Annotated in this window: 19 protein-coding genes and 2 tRNA genes; 8 read left to right on the forward strand and 13 right to left on the reverse strand. The window is 63.7% G+C overall.

The genetic code is table 11. The features are described 5' to 3' along the window. Positions 1-7: 7 nt before the first annotated feature. Positions 8-2,302, reverse strand: a complete 2,295-nt coding sequence (rnr, locus tag ACSFA3_RS03230) for a ribonuclease R (RefSeq protein ID WP_435503952.1) — start codon at positions 2,300-2,302, stop codon at positions 8-10. A gap of 89 nt (positions 2,303-2,391) precedes the next feature. Here rnr and ACSFA3_RS03235 point away from each other — a divergent pair. Then, positions 2,392-2,476 (forward strand) — tRNA-Leu (locus ACSFA3_RS03235). Positions 2,477-2,568: 92 nt separating this feature from the next. Here ACSFA3_RS03235 and rimO read toward each other — a convergent pair. The 8 genes from rimO to ACSFA3_RS03275 form a co-directional block, all read right to left on the reverse strand. Beyond that, positions 2,569-3,975, reverse strand: a complete 1,407-nt coding sequence (gene rimO / locus ACSFA3_RS03240; protein WP_435503953.1) for a 30S ribosomal protein S12 methylthiotransferase RimO — start codon at positions 3,973-3,975, stop codon at positions 2,569-2,571. Positions 3,976-4,022: 47 nt separating this feature from the next. Beyond that, positions 4,023-4,556, reverse strand: coding sequence for a polyhydroxyalkanoate synthesis repressor PhaR (gene phaR / locus ACSFA3_RS03245; protein WP_435503954.1), 534 nt, complete (start codon positions 4,554-4,556; stop codon positions 4,023-4,025). Between the two features lie 99 nt (positions 4,557-4,655). Further along, positions 4,656-5,054 carry a hypothetical protein gene (locus ACSFA3_RS03250; protein WP_435503955.1) on the reverse strand — a complete coding sequence of 133 codons (399 nt, stop codon included), beginning with the start codon at positions 5,052-5,054 and terminating at the stop codon, positions 4,656-4,658. Positions 5,055-5,223: 169 nt separating this feature from the next. After that, a tRNA-Val gene (locus ACSFA3_RS03255) sits at positions 5,224-5,300 on the reverse strand. A gap of 46 nt (positions 5,301-5,346) precedes the next feature. Further along, complete coding sequence (locus tag ACSFA3_RS03260; RefSeq protein ID WP_435504947.1) at positions 5,347-7,488, reverse strand: RelA/SpoT family protein; 2,142 nt, start codon at positions 7,486-7,488, stop codon at positions 5,347-5,349. A gap of 117 nt (positions 7,489-7,605) precedes the next feature. Beyond that, a complete protein-coding gene (locus ACSFA3_RS03265; protein ID WP_435503956.1) occupies positions 7,606-8,574 on the reverse strand; it encodes an alpha/beta fold hydrolase in 969 nt (322 codons plus the stop codon). 64 nt (positions 8,575-8,638) lie between these two features. Beyond that, complete coding sequence (locus ACSFA3_RS03270) at positions 8,639-9,313, reverse strand: SIMPL domain-containing protein (protein ID WP_435503957.1); 675 nt, start codon at positions 9,311-9,313, stop codon at positions 8,639-8,641. A gap of 85 nt (positions 9,314-9,398) precedes the next feature. Next, a complete protein-coding gene (locus ACSFA3_RS03275) occupies positions 9,399-9,740 on the reverse strand; it encodes a hypothetical protein (protein WP_435503958.1) in 342 nt (113 codons plus the stop codon). Between the two features lie 172 nt (positions 9,741-9,912). On the opposite strand from ACSFA3_RS03275, the gene ompR reads away from it, so the two are divergent. Together ompR and ACSFA3_RS03285 are read left to right on the forward strand one after the other, a co-directional pair. Next, positions 9,913-10,644 (forward strand): osmolarity response regulator transcription factor OmpR, encoded by a 732-nt coding sequence (gene ompR, locus ACSFA3_RS03280; protein ID WP_435503959.1) that lies wholly within the window; start codon positions 9,913-9,915, stop codon positions 10,642-10,644. 97 nt (positions 10,645-10,741) lie between these two features. Further along, on the forward strand, positions 10,742-12,166 hold the full coding sequence (locus ACSFA3_RS03285; RefSeq protein ID WP_435504948.1) for a sensor histidine kinase: 1,425 nt from the start codon (positions 10,742-10,744) through the stop codon (positions 12,164-12,166). Between the two features lie 12 nt (positions 12,167-12,178). Here the strand turns inward: ACSFA3_RS03285 and ispF are convergent, their stop codons facing one another. Both ispF and ispD read right to left on the reverse strand, forming a co-directional pair. Next, on the reverse strand, positions 12,179-12,688 hold the full coding sequence (ispF, locus tag ACSFA3_RS03290; RefSeq protein WP_435503960.1) for a 2-C-methyl-D-erythritol 2,4-cyclodiphosphate synthase: 510 nt from the start codon (positions 12,686-12,688) through the stop codon (positions 12,179-12,181). Then, complete coding sequence (ispD, locus tag ACSFA3_RS03295) at positions 12,685-13,434, reverse strand: 2-C-methyl-D-erythritol 4-phosphate cytidylyltransferase (RefSeq protein ID WP_435503961.1); 750 nt, start codon at positions 13,432-13,434, stop codon at positions 12,685-12,687. Before ispD ends, ispF begins: the two co-directional genes overlap by 4 nt. A 128-nt stretch (positions 13,435-13,562) precedes the next feature. Between ispD and mfd the strand changes: the two genes are divergently transcribed. The 4 genes from mfd to serB all read left to right on the forward strand — a co-directional run bounded on the left by mfd (position 13,563) and on the right by serB (position 18,641). After that, positions 13,563-17,063, forward strand: a complete 3,501-nt coding sequence (gene mfd, locus ACSFA3_RS03300) for a transcription-repair coupling factor (RefSeq protein ID WP_435503962.1) — start codon at positions 13,563-13,565, stop codon at positions 17,061-17,063. Between the two features lie 72 nt (positions 17,064-17,135). Beyond that, positions 17,136-17,468, forward strand: a complete 333-nt coding sequence (locus ACSFA3_RS03305; protein ID WP_435503963.1) for an antitoxin — start codon at positions 17,136-17,138, stop codon at positions 17,466-17,468. Positions 17,469-17,476: 8 nt separating this feature from the next. Next, positions 17,477-17,908: a type II toxin-antitoxin system VapC family toxin gene (locus ACSFA3_RS03310; protein ID WP_435503964.1), complete on the forward strand. Its 432-nt coding sequence runs from the start codon at positions 17,477-17,479 to the stop codon at positions 17,906-17,908. Positions 17,909-17,918: 10 nt separating this feature from the next. After that, positions 17,919-18,641 (forward strand): phosphoserine phosphatase SerB, encoded by a 723-nt coding sequence (gene serB, locus ACSFA3_RS03315; protein WP_435503965.1) that lies wholly within the window; start codon positions 17,919-17,921, stop codon positions 18,639-18,641. On the opposite strand, the gene ACSFA3_RS03320 is transcribed toward serB, so the two are convergent. Next, complete coding sequence (locus ACSFA3_RS03320; protein WP_435503966.1) at positions 18,638-19,003, reverse strand: DUF6172 family protein; 366 nt, start codon at positions 19,001-19,003, stop codon at positions 18,638-18,640. The genes serB and ACSFA3_RS03320 overlap by 4 nt on opposite strands. A gap of 81 nt (positions 19,004-19,084) precedes the next feature. On the opposite strand from ACSFA3_RS03320, the gene ACSFA3_RS03325 reads away from it, so the two are divergent. Next, positions 19,085-19,312 (forward strand): hypothetical protein, encoded by a 228-nt coding sequence (locus tag ACSFA3_RS03325; protein ID WP_435503967.1) that lies wholly within the window; start codon positions 19,085-19,087, stop codon positions 19,310-19,312. A 10-nt stretch (positions 19,313-19,322) separates the two neighbouring features. On the opposite strand, the gene ACSFA3_RS03330 is transcribed toward ACSFA3_RS03325, so the two are convergent. Further along, positions 19,323-20,510, reverse strand: coding sequence for an aminotransferase-like domain-containing protein (locus ACSFA3_RS03330; RefSeq protein ID WP_435503968.1), 1,188 nt, complete (start codon positions 20,508-20,510; stop codon positions 19,323-19,325). Positions 20,511-20,605 lie beyond the last annotated feature (95 nt).

Raw genomic sequence — 20,605 nt, forward strand, 5'->3', positions numbered from 1 at the left:
TTTAGGTTTAACGGCGCGGTTTGCGCCCCTTCATCTTGTTGGCGGCTTTCTTCACCGCCGACTTGAATGCCTGCATCGCCGACTGCGGCTCCATCCGGTCGATGACCGGCGGCAGATCGGCATGCTTTGCATGCGATGCGGCATTGCGTTCGCCTCGATCGCCACGGTCGCCGCCCGCGTTACGCGAACGCTTGCCCGTCGCCTTCGCAGGCGCACCGTTCTGCGCGACAACACCCTTGTCCTTCATTGCACGCGCCTGCAGTTCCTCGCCTTCGCGCACGAGGCGGAAGTCGATCTTGCGGCCATCGAGATCGACGCGACTCACCTGCACACGGACACGCGTGCCGATCGCATAGCGGATGCCGGTGCGTTCGCCGCGCAGTTCCTGGCGCATCTCGTCGAACTTGAAGTATTCGCCGCCGAGTTCGGTGATGTGCACCAAACCTTCGACGTACATCGCGTCGAGCGTGACGAAGATGCCGAAGGTGGTGGCCGAACTGACCACGCCGCCGTACTCCTCGCCAAGATGCTCGCGCATGTACTTGCACTTGAGCCATGCCTCGACGTCGCGGCTGGCTTCGTCGGCGCGGCGTTCGTTGGCGCTGCAATGCAGGCCGGCGGCTTCCCACGCGAGCACTTCCTTAGTCGGCGCGACGGTCGCCTTCTGCGGCTTGTTCGTCGGCGCCTTGACGCGAGAAGCCAATCGCTTGGCCAGCTTGGCATGCGCCTCGCCCGGCGTCGGCAGCATCGGCAGCTGGTACTTCGTCTTGCTGAGGATCGCCTTGATCACGCGATGAACCAGCAGATCGGGGTAACGCCGGATCGGGCTGGTGAAGTGCGTGTACGCGTCGAACGACAGACCGAAATGACCGCCGTTGATAGGCGTGTAGATCGCCTGCTGCATCGAGCGAAGCAACATGGTGTGGATTTGCTGCGCGTCCGGCCGGTCCTTGGTCGCCTCGGCGATCGCCTGGAACTCGCCCGGCTTCGGATCGTCGGTGATCGACAGGCCAACGCCCATCGCCTTCAGATAGCCGCGCAGGATCTCCTTCTTCTCCGGCGTCGGGCCTTCGTGCACGCGGTACAGGCCCGGATGCTTGCCTTCGGCGATGAAGTCGGCGCTGCAGACGTTGGCTGCGAGCATCGCTTCTTCGATCAGCCGATGCGCCTCGTTGCGGGTGCGCGGCACGATCTTCTCGATGCGGCCGGCGTCGTCGCAGATGATCTGCGTCTCTGTGGTTTCGAAGTCCACGGCGCCGCGTCGGGCACGCTGCTTGAGCAGCGCCTTGTAGACGTCGGACAGGTTCAGCAGATCCTTGACGCGGTCCTTGCGCTTTGCAGCCTCGGAGCCACGCGTGTTGCCGAGGATGGCCGCGACTTCGGTGTACGTGAAGCGCGCATGGCTGAACATCACCGCCGGGTAGAACTGGTAGGCATAGATCTCGCCGTCGGCGGCGATCAGCATGTCGCACACCATGCACAGGCGCTCGACTTCCGGGTTCAGCGAGCAGAGGCCGTTGGAGAGTTTCTCCGGCAGCATCGGAATCACGCGGCGCGGAAAGTACACGCTGGTCGCGCGCTCGTAGGCATCGATGTCGATCGGCGAGCCGGTCTGCACATAAGCGCTGACGTCGGCGATCGCGACCAGCAGTCGCCAGCCCTTGCCGCGGCCGACCTTGGCCGGCTCGCAATACACCGCATCGTCGAAGTCGCGTGCGTCTTCGCCGTCGATGGTGACCAGCGGTACATCGGTGAGATCGATGCGGCCGCGCTTGTCGGCCGGCGTCACCTTGTCGGGCAACCCTTTCGCTTCGGACAGGCAGGCTTCCGAGAACTCGTGCGGCACGCCGTACTTGCGCACCGCGATCTCGATCTCCATGCCGGGGTCGTCGATCTCGCCGAGCACTTCCTTCACGCGGCCTGCAGGCTGACCGAACAGCGCAGGCGGCTCGGTGAGTTGCACCACGACGACTTGCCCGACCTTGGCCGGACCCGTCGCGCCCTTGGGAATCAGGACGTCCTGACCGTATCGCTTGTCTTCCGGCGCGACGAGCCAGACGCCGCCCTCATGCAATAGCCGACCGATGATCGGATGCTCCGGACGCTCGATGATCTCGACGACGCGTCCTTCGGGGCGACCGCGGCGGTCTTGCCGGACGATGCGCGCCTTGACGCGATCTTTGTGCAGCACCGCACGCATCTCGTTGGGGGGTAAATAGATATCGGCTTCGCCGTCGTCGCGCTGCACGAAACCGTGTCCGTCGCGATGTCCTTGAACCGTTCCTTCAAATTCGTCCAACAAAGTATTGGATTGGCCATTATTTTTGATATGATTGCTCTCTTTCCTGAAATTCAAAACGCGTTGCAAGGTTTGTTCCTTGCAGCAAGTGGGCCCAGATGGCGGAATTGGTAGACGCACTAGTTTCAGGTACTAGCGAGTAACATCGTGGAGGTTCGAGTCCTCTTCTGGGCACCAAGTTTAATGAAACCACTTGAGGTTTCATTCCAAAAAAGCCACCGGCCTCCGGTGGCTTTTTTGTTGTCTGCTCGATTATCGACATCCGTCGATCAGACAGGCAATGCGACCAGGTCGTGACCTTCGACGCCGACGATCTTCGCCCGCGTGAATTCACCGACCTTCATGGTCTTGCTTATTTTTTCTGGCGGCAGCAGTCGCACCACGCCGTCGATCTCCGGCGCATCGGCGTAGCTCCTGCCCACGCCGCCCTTGCGACCAAGGCCCGGCGCCGAATCCACCAGCACCTGCATCGTCGCGCCGATACGCCGACGCAGCTTCGCGACCGACACGGCCTCCGCCACTTCCATGAAACGCGCACGGCGCGCCTCGCGTTCGTTCTCCGGCAGCATGCCGGGGATGTCGTTCGCAGCGGCACCTTGAACCGGGCTGTACGCGAAGCACCCTGCCCGATCGATTTCAGCCTCGCGGATGAAGTCCAGCAAATGCTCAAATTCTTCATCGGTTTCTCCAGGAAACCCGGCGATGAAAGTACTGCGGATGACAAGCTGCGGGCAAACCTCGCGCCAGCGCGCAATGCGCTCCAGATTGCGCTCCCCGCTCGCAGGTCGCTTCATGCGGCGCAAAACGTCCGGGTGGCTGTGCTGCAGCGGCACGTCGAGGTACGGCAAGACTTGGCCGCTTGCCATCAACGGGATCACCTCGTCGACGCTCGGATACGGATAGACGTAGTGCAGACGAACCCAGGCACCGTACGGCTCGGCAATCTCGCCGAGTGTGCGGACCAGCTCGAGCATGCGAGTCTTGACCGGTTTGCCGTCCCAGAAACCCGTCCGGTACTTGACGTCGACGCCGTAGGCCGACGTGTCCTGGCTGATCACCAGCAACTCCTTCACACCGCCTTCGAACAATGCCTTGGCTTCGCTCAGCACGTCGCCGACCGGCCGGGACACCAGATCGCCGCGCATCGACGGAATGATGCAGAACGTACACCGATGGTTGCAGCCTTCGCTGATCTTCAGGTACGCATAGTGGCGCGGTGTCAGCTTGAGACCGGCGATGCCGAAGGCGTTGGGCACGAGGTCGATGAACGGATCGTGCGGCTTCGGCAGGTTGGCATGCACCGCATCCATCACCTCCTGCGTGGCGTGCGGTCCGGTCACGGCAAGCACGCTCGGGTGCATCTGGCGGACCAGGTTGCCGCCGCTGTCACCGCTCTTGGCACCAAGGCAGCCGGTGACGATCACGCGGCCGTTGGTGGCCAGCGCCTCGCCGATGGTGTCGAGGCTCTCGCGCACGGCATCGTCGATGAATCCGCAGGTGTTGACGATCACGAGATCGGCACCTTCGAAGGTCTTGGAGGTTTGGTAACCCTCGGCGCTGAGGCGCGTGAGGATCAGTTCGGAATCGGTCAGGGCCTTCGGGCAGCCCAGGCTCACGAAACCCACCTTGGGGGCGGCAGACATCGTGGATCTTTCGGGGGAGACAACTTCACTCATATCTGTCTATTGTCCCCGTTAATGCCCCTGTCCGGGCGGCGCCCGTTTCAGGGACGCTTGATCCCGAAAGCGTCCAGCACCTGCTCCGTGTTTTTCTGCATCTGCTCCTGCATCTTCAGCAATACGGTCTTCGACTGGTCGACGTAGTTGCCCATCACGCCCTGAAGCACCGGCGATTGCGCGGACATGAAACGCGCCCACACCTCGGGCGTCAGGCCGTCGGCCTGGGTCGCAAGTTGTGCCTGCATCTCGGTCATCGCCTGAATGTTCTTTTCCAGGTAGCTGCCAAGGTAGCCACGCACCGTCTTGCCATGGAAGCGGATGATGCTGGACAGTACCGGCTCGGTGAAGATCGGCGCACCGCCGGCTTCCTCTTCCAGAATGATTTGCAGAAGGATGCTGCGGGTGAGGTCGTCGCCGCTCTTTGCATCGCGCACCACGAAAGGCGCGTTTTCTATCACCAACTGCTTCACTTCCGTGAGCGTGATGTAGGCGGAAGTGTCCGTGTCGTAGAGCCTGCGGTTCGGGTACTTCTTGATTACGCGCTGAACCGGCTTGTCTCCGGACTTCTTGCTCTGCACTAAGGACTCCTTCGGGATGTTCTCGCCGGTGGCGTGCGGATGATTCTAGGGAGCGGAATTGCTGCACTGCGCCAAGGTTTACCCTGACCGGTTTTCCAGTCAGACGTTGTCCGTCGCGTATTCGGCGCCACAGACTTTGCAGACCGCCGATTCCGGACGCTCGGCCAGCACCTCCCGGTAATGCAGAGGACTCTTCACACCAGCGAAAACCCAGCAGCGCGGGCAGTGCGCGTGCCCGGCAGTCGGCAGATAAGCACGTGCGCGTTGTTCCGCCCGCTCCCGGGTGACGGGTGTTCCCTTGCGCACCATGCGTGCAACATCCTCAGCAGCGGCTGTTCCCAGCCGTCCATTGGCATGGTCGCTGAGACCGTAAACCACCCGCGCAAACTCGATAGGCGCCTGACGCAGCAAGGCTGCGATGCGTCGCTCTTCAATTACCGGATCGATTTCTAGATGAAGGGGTGAATTCAAGGCACTGACCGTTAACTTTGTGACCAAGTTAACACATTTGGCCTAACCAAAGCTATCGCGGCAAACGACTGCTACTAGAAACTTGTGGAGAAAAACTGAAGCTGAACAACTTCAATTCAAGAAGTCCGCCTAAATGGTCTTGGACTTCAATAAACCAATTCTTTAAAGATTCCCCTCTGGTCAAGGGGAAAAGAATTGGTAGGCGCGAATGGACTCGAACCATCGACCCCCACCATGTCAAGGTGGTGCTCTAACCAGCTGAGCTACGCGCCTGAATAAATATTCGAGAGCATGATTATAGCACGCAAAAAACAGTCGATCAGCGACGGCGCGCAGATCGCACACCGGAAACCGCTGCAACGACACCGAGCACCTGTCGAAGGCGTGCCGTATCGGCGATTTCTACCGTGAACGTCATCCAGGCCGTTCCTTTGACCGACTGCGTCTGCACGCCGATCACATTCATCTTTTCCCGCGCCAATACGTCGGAGATGTCGCGCAGGAGGCCTTGTCGGTCGGCGGCCTCGACGGCGACATCCACCGCGTAGACCGAACTTTCCGATGCTTTCGGTGTGCCCCATTCCACGTCGATCACGCGTTCCGCCGTGTGCGCAGCCATCGTCCGGAAGTTGCTGCAATCCAGGCGGTGCACGCTGACACCGTGACCGCGCGTCACGAAACCGCCGATCGGATCCGGCGGTGCCGGACGGCAGCACTTCGCGAGCTGAGTCATGAGCGACGAGACACCGACGACCAGCACACCGCCCTTGCCCGACTGCTCGCTGCCGCGCGACTTGCGGATCAGCACACCGTCGTCGGGACCCGGCGGCGGCTCCTGCGGGCGCAGCAGCATCTCGATGTTGCGCAGCGAGAATTCGTCCTTGCCGACCACTTCGAACAGATGGTCGGCCGACTTGAAGCCGAGCTGCGATGCAAGATCTTCCAGCTTGGTCGACGTCTTTCCTTCGCGCTGCAATACCTTCTCGACGGCTTCGCGCCCACGCGCTACCGTTTCGTGCGTCACCTGCGCGTTGAACCAGGCACGGACCTTGGCACGCGCACGGTGGCTGGCAAGGTAGCCCAGCTCTGCATTGAGCCAGTCACGCGAAGGGCCGCCCTCCTTCGCTGCGATGACCTCGACCGTCTGGCCGTTCTGCAGCGGCGTGTTGAGTGGCACCATCACGCCGTCGATGCGCGCGCCGCGGCAGCGATGGCCCAGGCTGGTGTGCACCGTGTACGCGAAGTCAACCGCGGTTGCGCCCTGCGGCAGCTCGACGATGGCCGCGTCCGGCGTCAGCACGTAGATGCGATCGTCGAACAGCCCCTGCCCCTGCGTACCGCCCGAAAGATCGCGCTCCCAGGCCAGCAGTTGCCGCAAGACCGCGATCTTTGCGTCGTACTCTCCGGTAGACCAGACGCCTGCGTATCCCTTGGTGCCCGCTTCCTTGTAGACCCAGTGCGCCGCCACGCCGTGCTCGGCATGGTCGTGCATCTGCTCGGTGCGGATCTGGATCTCGATCGGTTTTCCGGCCTTCTCGTCCACCACCTTGCGCACGACGGTGTGCAGCGACTGGTAGCCGTTTGCCTTCGGGCGCGCGATGTAGTCGTCGAATTCCTCGTCGATGGGTTCGAAGTGCGAATGGACCCACGCCAGAGCGCCGTAGCAATCCTTGACGTCGGGCACCACTACGCGCAGCGCGAGGATGTCGAAAACCTGCCCGAAATCCAGCGACTTGCCGCGCATCTTCTTCACGATGCTGTAGATGTTCTTGGGGCGTCCCTGCACATTGGCGCGGATGCCTTGGCCACGCAGCTCATGCTCCAGCTGGCTGCGCAGCTGTTCGACGTAGCCTTCGCGTTCGACGCGTTTCTCGTCGAGCAGCCGCGCGATCAGCTGATAGGTCTCGGGCTCGAGGAATCGGAATGAAAGGTCCTCGATCTCCCATTTCACCTGCCAGATGCCCAGACGGCTTGCCAGCGGCGCGAACACCTGCAGCGATTCGCGCGCGACCGATTCCGGCACGGGCTGACGGCTTGCGGCCGCATGGCGCAGCGTCTGCAGACGCGACGCCAGTCGCAGCATGACGACGCGCAGGTCGCGCGAGAACGCCAGCAGCATCTTCCGCACGTTTTCTGTCTGCGCGCCTGTGCCATCGGCCGAGTGCGCGCCGACGGTCGCAGTGCGGGCCTGCTTCTGAACGTGCACCAGCTTCGTCGTCTCGACCGCCAGCGCCGCGAAGTTCTCGCCGAACACCTTCGCGATCACTTCCTGCGGCCGGTTCAGGTGCTGACACGAATAGACGAGATAGCTGGCCGACTGCATCGCCTCTGAACCGCCCATCGCCGCGACGATGGCTGCCACTGCATCTGCATGCGCCAGGGTGTTCTCACCGGTTTCCAGTGTCTCGTCGGCGATCAGAGGCTCGGCGAAAGCGCGGGCTCGGACGAGCATGTGCTCCATGACCGGCGTTCGGTCGGCCGTCGCTGCGGAGAGCGGATAGTCCACGGTCAACGGTTCCGACAGGGCGCGTGCCTGTGCGGGAATGCTGGAAGGATCGCGCTTCACCGGCGTCGTATTTCAGTCGAACAGGAAGGAAACCACCGCTGCGCTCTGTGCGGCGGCCACGAATGTCGGCGCATGACCGACGCCCTCGAAATCGATCCGCTGCGCCCGAGGACCGCGCTGCGTCATGGCGGTGGCCGTCGCCGGCGTCAGCAGGTCGGAGTCGGCGCCGCGCACCAGCAACGTCGGTGCGGTGATGGCGTCGTAGAGCGCCCACATCGCCGCTTCGCCCTGTGCGATCGACTCCGGCGTCATCGAACGGAACGGCACGGCGATGGCGGGGTCGTAATGCGGCGTGAAAGGTCCGGACGCATCGGGCGAAGCGTCGCCGGCTACATCTTCCAGAATCCGGGCCGAACCGTCGGTGCTGCGTTGCGATGCCGGCACCACCATGTGCCGCGACAGCGCCAGCCACTCCTCGGGCGTGTGCGGACCGAAGCTGCTTGCCAGCGTCCACATGGCATCGGCAGCGTCCTGAAGCGTCTCGTAGCGGCCGCCGACACCGACGTATGCGCCGATCCGCGCGAGCGCTGCTGGGTCGAGAGCCGGACCGACATCGTTGATCACGAAACGGTGGACCGGTGTCGGCAGCGGAAAATCCTTGTAGCCGGCTACGAGCAGTCCGATGAGGCCGCCCATGCTGGTGCCGACGTAGTCGAACCTGGCGATGGGCTGTTCGCCGTGCAGCTTCGCCATCAGCGCGCCGATGTCGGAAGCGTAGAGCGGCACCTGGTACCCGTCGGCATGCGTCAGCCAGTCGCTGCGGCCGCGGCCGACGATGTCGGGGCAGATCACGCGAACGTCGCCACCGGCGCGTGCGACGATCGTCTGCGCCAGCACATCGAAATCGCGTCCCTGCCGCGTCAGGCCATGCACGCACACGACGACGTGCGCGCTCAGCGGGTCGCCCCATTGCCAGTAAGCCATGCGATGGCCGTCCTGCGCATCTTTGCAGGGTACGAAGAAGAGGGACGGCTGGGTCATAACGGAGGCGGCGGACCCGGAGGTCCGGTTCGATGGTGGGCTCACGCCATCGTAATTGATCCGGCTACTTCAGCTGGACCGCGCCGGACACGTTGACGACCACCGTCGTCTTGCCGGCTTCGACCGGCACCGGCGCGTCGGCAGAGAACGATTTCGCCTGCGCGGCCATCATGCGCGGCTGGATAGGACCGCCCTCGTTTGCATTGACCGAAACCTCGCGCAGCGTATAGCCCGCGAAGCCGAAGCCCTTGGCCAGTTCCACCGCCTTCTGCTTGAAGTTGTCGATGGCGATCGTCTGCGCCTGAACCTCGACTCTGGCGCGCTCCTCGCGGCTCAATCCAAAACCGATGCCGCCGATTCCGAGCGTGCTGATTCGACCTGCGGTCTGGGTGATGCGCGGGAAGTCGCGTCCTTCGAGCACCAGTTCCGCCGAGCCCTGCCAGCCGCTGATCTTGCTTTCCTTGGTATAGCGCGGCGACAGGCTGAAATTGCCGGTACGCACGTCGAGCTGGCCGGGCTGCGCATTGCGGCGCGCCTCGACGAGGGCTGCGTCGAGCGCGGTCTTCAGCTGGGCCTGCACGGTTGCGGCATCGGCCGCGTCGCGCGTGGTCGTGAGCCGGATGCTCAGCAGATCTTGCTGAACCTCGACGGTGCCGCTGGCGCTGAGTTGCAGGATGTTCTGCGGCTCCGGCAGCGTCTGCGCGACGGCCGAGCCGGAAAGCGCGACGAGAGCCAGCATGCTGGATGCGGCTGAAACTGCGATCGACCTGGAAATCTTCAAAGTAGCAATCCTCTGTTCAATGGCGTTATCGAGTCGGGCCGCGTCATGGACGATGACTCCGGGGCATTGTCGACGCCTTCGTCGGTGCCGGTCCGTGATCGACCGGCCCGCTGGCCTTGCCGACGCTGGCACCGTCCGACTGCGGCGACCACTGCTGCCGCACCTGATTGCGAAGCTCCGCGAGTTCCGCCGGCGTCAGTCGGCGCCCGGCAGCCTGCTCCTCGCGCTGCACTTCTTCGCGTTGGGATTCCCGATGCGTCTCGACCGCCCGACGGGTCTCGCTGCGCTGTGTGTCGCTGATGCGAAGAAAGTCGCGCCCCCCTGCCCAACCGGGCGAGCAGGCATAAGCGAGAAGCAGAGGCAGTGCGTAGGAAGTCGAATTCATTGCGTCAAAAAAGGTGGACAACGCGACTTTGCCATCCCCTTTCGACATGCGGAACAACGTCACGGTCAGCAAGGCAAGTTATGTAACTTAGTGTCAGACCGAGTGCAAAAGCACATTTATGGGGTCTTAACGGCTTCAGAATCGCGGCTGTTACAAATTCAGCGTTGTAGAAATGAATCAAACCACCACCCGCACCGACAAGGTCGTGATCGTCGACGACGACGCGCGCATTCGCGACCTGCTTCGCCGTTACCTCACGCAGGAAGGCTTCGAAGTCATCGTCGCGGAAGATGGCAAGGCCCTCAACCGCATCCTCCTGCGCGACACCGTCGACCTGATCGTGCTCGACCTGATGATGCCGGGCGAGGACGGACTCTCGGTCTGCCGCCGCCTGCGCGCAGCCAACGACCGCACGCCGATCATCATGCTCACGGCCAAGGGCGAAGACGTCGACCGCATCGTCGGCCTCGAAGTCGGTGCCGACGATTACCTGGGCAAGCCATTCAATCCTCGCGAACTTCTGGCGCGCGTCCACGCGGTGCTTCGCCGGCGTCCGCCGCTCGAGGCCCCCGGTGCGCCTTCGACCGACAACGAGACTGTCAACTTCGGCCCCTTCAGCTTCGATCTCGGTTCACGGACCCTGAAAAAGGATGGCGAAGAGCTGTCCCTCACGACCGGCGAATTCGCCATGCTCAAGGCGCTGGTACGCCATCCGCGCCAGCCGCTGTCGCGCGAAAAGCTGGCCCAGCTGGCGCGCGGCCGCGAGTTCGAACCTTTCGACCGCAGCCTGGACGTGCAGATCTCGCGCCTGCGCAAGCTGGTCGAATCCGACGCGGCCGCGCCGCGCTACATCCAGACGGTCTGGGGCGTCGGCTATGTGTTCGTGCCGGACGGCGCGGCGTGATCGGAAGCCTGGGTAGAGCGTTCTGATGCGCTCGCAACCGGGGCAGTTCAGCACCCAGCCGAATCCGCTCGGCGGCGACGACGGTCCGCAGGTCACCATGCCGAGCCCGCTGGAGGGCAGCCTCACCAAGCGACGCGTCGGCCTGCGGCTGGGTTTCAGCCTCTTCTGGCGCACATTCTTTCTGCTTGCACTGCTGCTGTTCGGCTGCACGGTCGCCTGGCTGCAGACGTTCCGTGCGCTCGAATACGAGCCGCGCGCCATACAGACCGCGCATCAGATCGCCTCGCTGGTGAATCTGACGCGCGCCGCGCTGGTCTATTCGGACGCCATCACGCGAACTTCGCTGATCAAGACGCTGGCCGACCAGGAGGGCGTTCGCATCCTGCCGCGCGAACCGGTCGACCGGTTCGAGCCCTACACCACCGGTGCGCTCGACCAGCATGTCACCAGCGAACTGATCGACCAGCTGGGCGACGGCACCACCGTGGCCAGCCGCGTCAACGACGAGTCGGGGCTGTGGATCGGCTTCACGATCGAAAGCGACGCCTACTGGCTGCTGCTCGACCCGACCCGCTTCAGCCATGTCGGTGGCAGGACCTGGCTGGTCTGGCTGATCACGGCGATGGTGCTGTCGCTGGCAGGCGCCGCGCTCATCGCGCGTTTCATCAACCGGCCGTTGAAGCAGTTGTCGCGGGCGACGCGGCAGGTGCGCGAGGGCGAATACGAAGCGCATCGGCTCGACGAAAGCGCACGCACCAATGAGATCCGGGCGGTCAACATCGGCTTCAACCGGATGGCCGACCAGCTTGCCAAGATCGAGCAGGACCGCGCGGTGATGCTGGCCGGCATCTCGCACGACCTGCGCACGCCGCTGGCCCGCCTGCGTCTGGAAACCGAGATGAGCGTTGCCGACGAAGACGCGCGCAACCACATGGCCGCCGACATCGCCCAGCTCGACTCGATCATTGACAAGTTCCTCGACTACGCGCGTCCGGACCACGTCGATTTCAAGCCGGTCCTTCTGCGCGACGTCATCGATTCGTGCACCTATGCGGTCGAAGACCATGGCGACATCAAGATCAAGATCGATGTGGCGCCGGATCTGCGCGTGATGGCGGACGAGGTCGAGATCACGCGCGTGATCTCCAATCTGGTGGAGAACGCGCGACGTTACGGCCAGACGCCCTCGACCGGCGTCGCGGACGTCACGATCCAGGCGCAGGCGCACGACGATGCGGTGCTGATCAAGGTGCGCGACCATGGCGCCGGTGTTCCGCCGGCCACACTGTCGCAACTGACCAAGCCGTTCTTTCGCGGCGACGCGGCTCGGACCTCGGCGGCCGGTGCCGGGCTCGGGCTGTCGATCGTCGCCAAGAACATCGAGCGCATGGGCGGCACTTTTGCACTGACCAGCACGCCGGGACGCGGTTTTGCAGCACACATCCGGCTGCCCCGCGCCATGAGCGCGAAGGCGGAAGCCGGCGTCCGGCGTCCGGATACGCGCTCGGCGATCCAGCGCTAGGTCGGCATCGGTTCAGCGATGGAGCAGCGCGACGGCGCGCGCTTCCATCGCCCTGCCCTCGCCCACCGGACCGAGTTTCTCGGCCGTCTTCGCCTTCACGTTGACCTGCTCTGCCGCGAGGCCCAGCATGTCGGCGATGCGTGCGCACATCGCCGGGATGTGCGGTGCCAGCTTCGGTGCCTGCGCGATCACGGTCGCATCGACATTGCCGATCTGCCAGCCTTTTTCGCGGACACGCCGCGCAGCTTCGGCCAGGAGCACAGCGGAGTCGGCACCGCGAAACTGCGCATCGGTGTCGGGAAAATGACGACCGATATCGCCCAGCCCGACGCCGCCGAGCAGCGCGTCGGTGATCGCGTGAAGAAGAACGTCAGCGTCCGAATGACCCAGCAAGCCGGTGACGTGCGGCACTTCGACGCCGCCGAGGATCAATTTGCGGCCTTCGACCAACTGGTGCACGTCCCAGCCCTCGCCGACGCGGATGTTGAAAGCAGAGGGTTGGGAAACGGAGATGGCGGTCATATTGAGGATGGAGATTCCGTGAGATTACGCCGGCCGAGCAGTACCGCTTCGGCCAGTTCGAAATCCTCGGGATAGGTGATCTTGAAATTCTGAGCGCTGCCGGGCACGAGCAGCGGCGCAAGACCCTGCAGCTCGATTGCGCCAGCTTCGTCCGTGACGACGTCTCCTGCACGCTCGAGTGCTTCGCACAGCAGGCCGATGCGAAACATCTGCGGCGTCTGTGCGAGCCATTTGTCGGCGCGGGTCAATGTCCGGGCGACGCGGCCGTCGGGCGCTGCCACCTTCAGCGTGTCCGGCAGGCGATGCGCGAGCAGGCCGCCGACGGCATCGTGCACACAGGCGGCGATCAGCGCTTCGATCTGCGTCGGCGTGACCAGGCAACGTGCGGCGTCGTGCACCAGCACCCAGTCGTCGGCACGGGCACCGGCTTCGCGCAAGGCGGCCAGGCCGTTGGACACCGTCGATGCACGGCTGGCGCCGCCGACTCGCAACAGATATTCATTTTTGCCCGGAAAGCCCGGCAGCGCAGCGACGACTTCATCGTCGCTCTCGGACACCACCAGCGCAAGCCCGGCGAAACGATCCTCCAGCGCCCGGAAAGCATCGATCGTGTGCGCAACCATCGGCCGGCCGGCGATGCGGCGGTATTGCTTCGGACCGGTGTCGCCGGTTCGGCCTGCGCGACTGCCGGACCCGGCGCACGGAATAAGCACGAAATAACGGGCGGCGGGGTGTGGCGACGGCATGGCCGACATGGTGAGGGGACGCCTGAAAGGGCATCTGCAGCGGGAGGGTCCCCATTCTAGAATCGGGCACTTCACACCCCTCGCCACAACCGCGCGGGGTGTTCTGCGTTGTCCTTTCCGGGTACTCCATGGATCTTCCTTCCCTCACGGCTGGCAAGCGATTCACGCTGCCGCGTCCTCCGCTGTCCGCCGACGCCCTGCTGCTCGGCCAGTTGGCCGAACGCGAGAAGAAAGCCGGGCGCGCCACCGCCATCTTCACGGCCGATGCCAACGATGCACAGCGGCTGATCGACGAACTGCGCTTCTTCGCGCCCGATTTGCGTTGCGCGCTGTTTCCCGACTGGGAAACGCTGCCCTACGACAGCTTCTCGCCGCACCAGGACCTGATCAGCGAACGGCTGGCCACGCTCTGGCGCATCAGCCAGAAAGAGGCCGACGTGGTCCTCGTGCCGGCGACGACCGCGCTTTATCGCTTGGCGCCGCCGTCGTTCCTGGCCGGCTACACCTTCCACTTCAAGACGAAGCAGAAGCTCGAAGAGTCGAAGCTGAAGGCGCAGCTGACGCTGGCCGGGTACAGCCACGTTATGCAGGTGGTGAGCCCCGGCGAATACGCGGTGCGCGGCGGGCTGATCGACCTGTTCCCGATGGGCTCGCTGGTGCCGTTCCGGGTCGACCTGTTCGACGACGAGATCGATTCGATCCGCACCTTCGACCCCGACACGCAGCGCAGCCTGTACCCGGTGCCCGAAGTGCGTCTGCTGCCCGGCCGCGAGTTTCCGATGGACGACGATGCGCGCGCGCGTTTCCGCAGCCGCTGGCGCGAGCTGCTCGAAGGCGATCCGACGCGCAGCCGCATCTACAAGGACATGGGCAATGGCGTCGCGACGGCCGGCATCGAGTACTACCTGCCGCTGTTCTTCGAGGAGACGGCGACCGTTTTCGACTATCTGGGCCCGGATGCAACGGTGGTGTTGCATGGCGACATGGAGCCGGCGTTCCAGCATTTCTGGCAGGACACGGCCGAGCGCTATCGGCTGGTGCGCGGCGATCCGGAGCGCCCGGCGCTGCCGCCGGAAGCGCTGTTCCTGAATGCGGAGCAGTTCTACCAGCGGGCGAAGCCGCACGCGCAGTTGGCGATCCGGTCAGCGCAAACAGAGCCCGTCGACGGCGCGCCCTTCGCCGAATTCGAAACGCTCCCGTCGCTGGCTGTGGTCCGCGGCGCGGACGATCCGCTCGTCAAGCTCAAGAACCACATCCGCGACACGAAGCACCGCGTGCTGCTGATCGCCGAAAGCGACGGTCGCCGCGAGAGCCTGCTGGATTTCCTGCGCGCCAGCGGCATCAGCCCGCCGGTCTTCGAATCGCTGCTCGAATTCGAAGCCGACGACAGCGAAAAGATCGGCATCGCCACCGCCGCGCTCGCTTCGGGCTTCGCGTGGCGCGAGCGCGGCATCGATCTGGTCACCGAGACCGAGCTTTTCGCCAGCGCGCCGACCACCCGCCGCCGCAACAAGCGGCAGGAGCAGGTCAGCGATGTGGAGGCGCTGATCAAGGACCTGTCGGAGCTCAACGTCGGCGATCCGATCGTCCACACGGCCCACGGCATCGGCCGCTACCGTGGGCTGATCAACATGGACCTGGGCCAGGGCAAGGACGCCGAGGGCAAGCCGCTGCTGCAGGAAATGCTGCACCTGGAATACGCCGACAAGGCCACGCTCTACGTGCCGGTGAGCCAGCTGCACCAGATCAGCCGCTACACCGGCGTCAGCGCCGACGAAGCGCCGCTGCACAAGCTCGGCTCCGGCCAGTGGGATAAGGCGAAGCGCAAGGCTGCGGAGCAGATCCGCGATTCGGCGGCGGAGCTGCTCAACATCTACGCCCGCCGCGCCGCGCGCCAGGGCCACGCCTTCCGCTATTCGGCAGCCGACTACGAAGTGTTCGCCAACGACTTCGGCTTCGACGAAACCGCCGACCAGAAGGCCGCGATCCACGCCGTGATCCAGGACATGATCTCGCCGCAGCCGATGGACCGGCTGGTCTGCGGCGACGTGGGCTTCGGCAAGACCGAAGTCGCATTGCGTGCCGCCTTCATCGCGATCACCGGTGGCAAGCAGGTGGCCTTTCTCGCGCCGACCACGCTGCTGGCGGAGCAGCATTTCCAGACGCTGGTCGACCGTTTCGGCAAGTGGCCGGTCAAGGTCGCGGAAATGAGCCGGTTCCGTTCGGCGAAGGAAATCAGCGCCGCGGCGAAGGGACTGGCGGACGGCAGCGTCGACATCGTGGTCGGCACGCACAAGCTGCTGTCGCCGTCGATCGACTTCAAGAACCTGGGCCTGCTCATCATCGACGAGGAGCACCGTTTCGGCGTGCGCCACAAGGAGGCGATGAAGGCGATCCGCGCCGAGGTCGACGTGCTGACGCTGACCGCGACGCCGATTCCGCGCACACTCGGCATGGCGCTCGAAGGCCTACGTGACCTGAGCGTGATCGCCACCGCACCGCAGCGTCGGCTGGCGATCAAGACATTCGTGCGCACCGAGGGCAACGGCGTGATCCGCGAGGCCGTGCTGCGCGAGCTGAAGCGCGGCGGGCAGGTCTATTTCCTGCACAACGAGGTCGAGACGATCGAGAACCGGCGCCAGAAGCTGGAAGAAATTCTGCCCGAAGCCCGCATCGCCGTCGCCCACGGCCAGATGCCCGAGCGCCAGCTGGAAGCAGTCATGCGCGATTTCGTGGCGCAGCGCTTCAACATCCTGCTGTGCTCGACCATCATCGAGACCGGCATCGACGTGCCGACCGCCAACACCATCGTGATGAGCCGCGCCGACAAGTTCGGCTTGGCGCAGCTACACCAGTTGCGCGGCCGGGTCGGACGTTCGCACCACCAGGCTTACGCCTATCTCATGGTGCCGGACATCGAAGGCCTGACCAAGCATGCCGCCCAGCGTCTGGACGCGATCCAGCAGATGGAGGAACTCGGCTCCGGCTTCTACCTGGCGATGCACGATCTGGAAATCCGCGGTACCGGCGAAGTGCTGGGCGAGAACCAGAGCGGCAACATGATGGAGATCGGTTTCCAACTCTACAACGAGATGCTCGGCGAAGCCGTGCGTTCGCTGAAGGCCGGGCACGAACCCGATCTGCTGGCGCCGCTGTCGGTCACCACCGAGATCAATCTGCACGCGCCAGCCCTGCTGCCGGACGACTACTGCGGCGACGTGCATCTGCGGCTGTCGTTCTACAAGAAGCTCGCGACCGCGAAGACCTCCGACCAGATCGACACGCTGCTCGAAGAGATCGTCGACCGCTTCGGCAAGCTGCCGGTGCAGGCGCAGACGCTGATCGACGTGCATCGCCTGCGTGTGCTGGCGCGGCCGTACGGCGTGGTCAAGGTCGATGCGGCGCCGGGGGTGATCAACATCACCTTCAAGAAGGATCCGCCGGTAGATTCGATGGCGATCATTCATCTGATCCAGAAGAACAAGCACATCAAGCTGGCCGGGAACGAGAAGCTGCGCATCGAGCGTGAGCTGAAGGAGCCGAAGGACCGGGCGCAGATGGTGCGCGATGTACTGCGGTCGCTGGGACAGCCGAAAGTCGAGGTTGCAGCGGTGGCAGTGGTCGGCTGACGAAGCACTCTTTGATCGGCCTATGCCTAGGCATAGGCTAGACTTGCCGGATTGCATCCAGGGAGATTCGTCATGACTCAACCACCAGCCAACTCGTCGCACAAGGTCGAGGAGCCGGCAGCTTCATATGCCGTCGAGACGCCGTCGCGGACCGTGCGACTGTTCCGCAACGGCGCGAATCAGGCGGTGCGGATTCCGCGCGAATTCGAGTTGCCGACGCTCGATGCCACCATCCGCAAGGTCGGAAATACGTTGGTCATCGAGCCGATTCCAGAGCAGCCGCAAAAAGGAACGTTGGCAGCCCTGGTCCTGGCGCTGGAGCGAATCCAGGCTCTCGGCCCCTGCGACGACGAGTTTCCCGATGTCGACGAAGGCTTGCTGCCGCTGGACGACATCGTGCTGTGACCGACCCGATGAACAGCAGCAGTCTTTTCCTCGACACCAACATCATCAGCCACTTCATGCGCGATGCGACCGGCATCGCCGCAATGCGGGTGATGACCGCGCGGGACACTGGTCGAAAAGTCATGACAAGCATCGTGGTGCAATGCGAACTGGAGTTCGGCCTCTCCAAACGCCCGTCGCGCCGACTTGAATTGGCTTATGCCGAAGTCATGCAGCGCATCGACGTATTGCCACTCGACACGACGGTCGTGGCGCATTACGCGGCCATCCGCAATGCGCTTGAACGTCAGGGAACACCCATCGGACCGAACGACACGCTGATCGCTGCGCATGCACTTTCCATCGATGCCGTACTCGTCACCGACAACGATGACGAATTCCGCCGAGTCCCCGGCCTGCAGATCGAAAACTGGCTGCGCGACGCAACCGCCCTCTCCTGAGTTTTTTCAAATGACGACCTCCCCCACTTCGCTGTCCGCCGGCCCCGGCCTCGTCCTGCGCGGCTTCACCCCCCCTCTGCGCCTCGCCGACTTCAAGCTCATCGCCTTCGACATGGATTCGACGCTGATCGACATCGAGTGCATCGACGAGATCGCAGACGCCATCGGCAAGAAGGCCGAAGTCGCCGCCATTACCGAAGCGACGATGCGCGGCGAGATCAGGGATTTCAAGGAGAGCCTGACGCGCCGCGTGGCGCTGCTCGAAGGCGTACCGGTCACGGCGCTGCAGAACGTCTACGACGAGCGCCTGCACCTCAATCCCGGCGCAGAAACGCTGGTGGCAGCCTGCAAGGCTGCGGGAATGAAGGTGCTGCTGGTTTCCGGCGGCTTCACTTTCTTCGCGGACCGGGTGAAGGCGCGTCTTGGCATCGATTTCGCACGCTCCAACCTGCTGGAAGAAGCGGATGGAAAACTCACCGGTCGGGTGATGACGCAATCCTGGGGCGATATCTGCGACGGCGCCGAGAAGCGCCGCACGTTGCTGGAACTGGCTTCGCTGATGGGAATTTCCGCATCGCAGACCATCGCAGTCGGCGACGGTGCCAACGACCTGCCGATGATGGGTGCTGCAGGCCTGTCTGTCGCATTCCATGCAAAGCCGAAAGTCCGCGAACAGGCGATGGTCGCGATCAACGAAGGCGGGCTCGACCGGCTGCTGGAAGTGCTGGTCTAGCCTTCCAGATCGTCAAGGTCGTCAAGTTCATTGACGGCGGTTTTGCGACGCGGACGCTTCTCGCCGGCTTCACCGTCGGGGCGAGCCTGCCGGACGCCATGCTTGGCGAGAATCTCGACATAGAACTGCTTGCCCGATTCGGCGACCACGCCGTCGATCAGCCCGGTGATGGCCGAAAGATGCACCGGCTCGGCGGCCTCTTGCGTAGTGCCGAACCTGCAGTCGAAATCCCAGAAGTCCACGCCTTCGGGCAGATCGCGGCGGCGTTCGCATTTGACGTATTTGCGGATCTCGTGCTTGACGGCTTCAAGAACCCGGTCCGGGTTCTTGCCGTCGATGTGAAGTTGGAACGTCTTTTTCATGGGTGATTCTATAAATCTGTGAACTCAGGCTGCGAGATTCGCCGTTTACATTCGATGGCTAAACAGGAAACAGGTGAATACATGGCGCGCGCAAACGATTGGGCAGGCAAGGTGATGGCATTGGTCCACGGCGGCAACAGAGCCGCCGCGATCGCGCAGATCAAGGTCGCGCCGAGCGTGAAGGACCTGAAGGCGCTGCAGACGGTGATGACGCTGTCCCGCCTGTCCGGCAAATGGAAGGACCTGGACGCGGCGATCGTCGACAACCTGGCGCTTCTGTCGGCGCCGAGGCTTCACCGTTCGCCGTGAACGAGCAGGATCAGAGCGCCTTGCCCAGGCGGGCGATACCCTCTTCGATCTTCTCCACATTGGCCGTCGCGAAACTCAGACGCAGGGTCGCGAGGTCGGGGTTCTCGGCGTAGAACGGCGCGCCGGGCACGAAAGCCACGAGTTGCGCGATGGCTTTCTTCGCGAATGCCGTCGCATCGTTCGACTTGTCGTTCGCACCCGTCAGACGGGCCCAGAAGAACAATCCGCCGACCGGCTGCGTGAATTCGATCGCATCGCCGAGTTCGCGCTTCAGCGCAGCGCCCATCGCCAGCGCACGCTCACCGTAGACTTTGCGCACGTTGGCCAGCGTCGCCGGCATGCGGCCGCTTTTCAGGTATTGCGCTGCGGTGGCCTGCGCGAAAGTGCTGGTGTGCGCATCGCTGAACTGCTTGCACATCGTCGCCTTCGACAGCAACTCTGCCGGCGCGATCATCCAGCCGATGCGCAGGCCGGGACTCAGCACCTTGCTCAGGCTGCCGCAATAGGCGATCAATTCGCGGCTGCCCGGAACTTCCTTCGACAAGGCGAGGATCGACGGCGGCGGCGCCTTGTCGAAATAAAGGTCGCCGTACGGGTCGTCCTCGACGATCAGCGTCTGGTACTTGACGGCCATTTCAAGCACCTTCTTCCGACGCTCCAGGCTCAGCATCGCGCCGCTCGGATTGCCGAAGGTCGGGATCAGGTAGACGAATTTCGGCTTGTGCTCGGCGATGAGCTTTTCGAGCTCGTCGGTCCTGACGCCGTTCGCGTCGACGGGCGCGCTGATCAACTGCGCGCCGTAGAGACGGAAGCACTGGATGGTCGCGAGGAAGGTCGGGCCTTCGACGATCACCTTGTCGCCGGGTGAAATCATCGTCTTGCCAAGCAAATCGAGCGCCTGCTGGCTGCCGGTGGTGACGATCAGGCCGCTCGGGTCGACGTCGACGCCCTTGGTGTTCATGAAAGCCGACAACTGCGTGCGGAGCGGCTCGTAGCCTTCTGTGGCGCCGTACTGCAGCGCAGCGCCAGGTTCCTCGTCGAGCGCCCGGGCGCTGGCTTCTTTCAAACCTTCGACGTCGAACATCGCGCTGTCCGGGAATCCGCCGGCGAAGCTGATGATGCCGGGCGTGCCGAGCAGCTTGAAGAGTTCGCGGATGGCGGAGGTTTCGACGTTGTCGAGGCGGGAGGCGAATTGCATGACGGGTAACTCACTTTCTGGGCCGCTATTGTCGTTGCGGCGGGTCGGACATGCCAATACCACTCAAAGGTAGTGAATTGACTTTACCACTCAAG

The organism is Variovorax glucosi (genome assembly GCF_051216695.1).
Taxonomy (GTDB): domain Bacteria; phylum Pseudomonadota; class Gammaproteobacteria; order Burkholderiales; family Burkholderiaceae_C; genus Variovorax.

Excerpts from the sequence above, each read along its gene's own strand:
- ACSFA3_RS03310 (WP_435503964.1), top strand. The coding sequence starts at position 17,477 with ATGAACAGCAGCAGTCTTTTCCTCGACACCAACATCATCAGCCACTTC.
- ACSFA3_RS03275 (WP_435503958.1), bottom strand. The coding sequence starts at position 9,740 with ATGAATTCGACTTCCTACGCACTGCCTCTGCTTCTCGCTTATGCCTGC.
- ACSFA3_RS03325 (WP_435503967.1), top strand. The coding sequence starts at position 19,085 with ATGGCGCGCGCAAACGATTGGGCAGGCAAGGTGATGGCATTGGTCCAC.
- ACSFA3_RS03330 (WP_435503968.1), bottom strand. The coding sequence starts at position 20,510 with ATGCAATTCGCCTCCCGCCTCGACAACGTCGAAACCTCCGCCATCCGC.
- rimO (WP_435503953.1), bottom strand. The coding sequence starts at position 3,975 with ATGAGTGAAGTTGTCTCCCCCGAAAGATCCACGATGTCTGCCGCCCCC.
- ACSFA3_RS03305 (WP_435503963.1), top strand. The coding sequence starts at position 17,136 with ATGACTCAACCACCAGCCAACTCGTCGCACAAGGTCGAGGAGCCGGCA.
- ACSFA3_RS03260 (WP_435504947.1), bottom strand. The coding sequence starts at position 7,488 with ATGGAGCACATGCTCGTCCGAGCCCGCGCTTTCGCCGAGCCTCTGATC.
- mfd (WP_435503962.1), top strand. The coding sequence starts at position 13,563 with ATGGATCTTCCTTCCCTCACGGCTGGCAAGCGATTCACGCTGCCGCGT.
- serB (WP_435503965.1), top strand. The coding sequence starts at position 17,919 with ATGACGACCTCCCCCACTTCGCTGTCCGCCGGCCCCGGCCTCGTCCTG.
- ACSFA3_RS03270 (WP_435503957.1), bottom strand. The coding sequence starts at position 9,313 with ATGCTGGCTCTCGTCGCGCTTTCCGGCTCGGCCGTCGCGCAGACGCTG.
- ispF (WP_435503960.1), bottom strand. The coding sequence starts at position 12,688 with ATGACCGCCATCTCCGTTTCCCAACCCTCTGCTTTCAACATCCGCGTC.
- ACSFA3_RS03265 (WP_435503956.1), bottom strand. The coding sequence starts at position 8,574 with ATGACCCAGCCGTCCCTCTTCTTCGTACCCTGCAAAGATGCGCAGGAC.
- ACSFA3_RS03285 (WP_435504948.1), top strand. The coding sequence starts at position 10,742 with ATGCCGAGCCCGCTGGAGGGCAGCCTCACCAAGCGACGCGTCGGCCTG.
- ACSFA3_RS03320 (WP_435503966.1), bottom strand. The coding sequence starts at position 19,003 with ATGAAAAAGACGTTCCAACTTCACATCGACGGCAAGAACCCGGACCGG.
- ispD (WP_435503961.1), bottom strand. The coding sequence starts at position 13,434 with ATGCCGTCGCCACACCCCGCCGCCCGTTATTTCGTGCTTATTCCGTGC.
- ompR (WP_435503959.1), top strand. The coding sequence starts at position 9,913 with ATGAATCAAACCACCACCCGCACCGACAAGGTCGTGATCGTCGACGAC.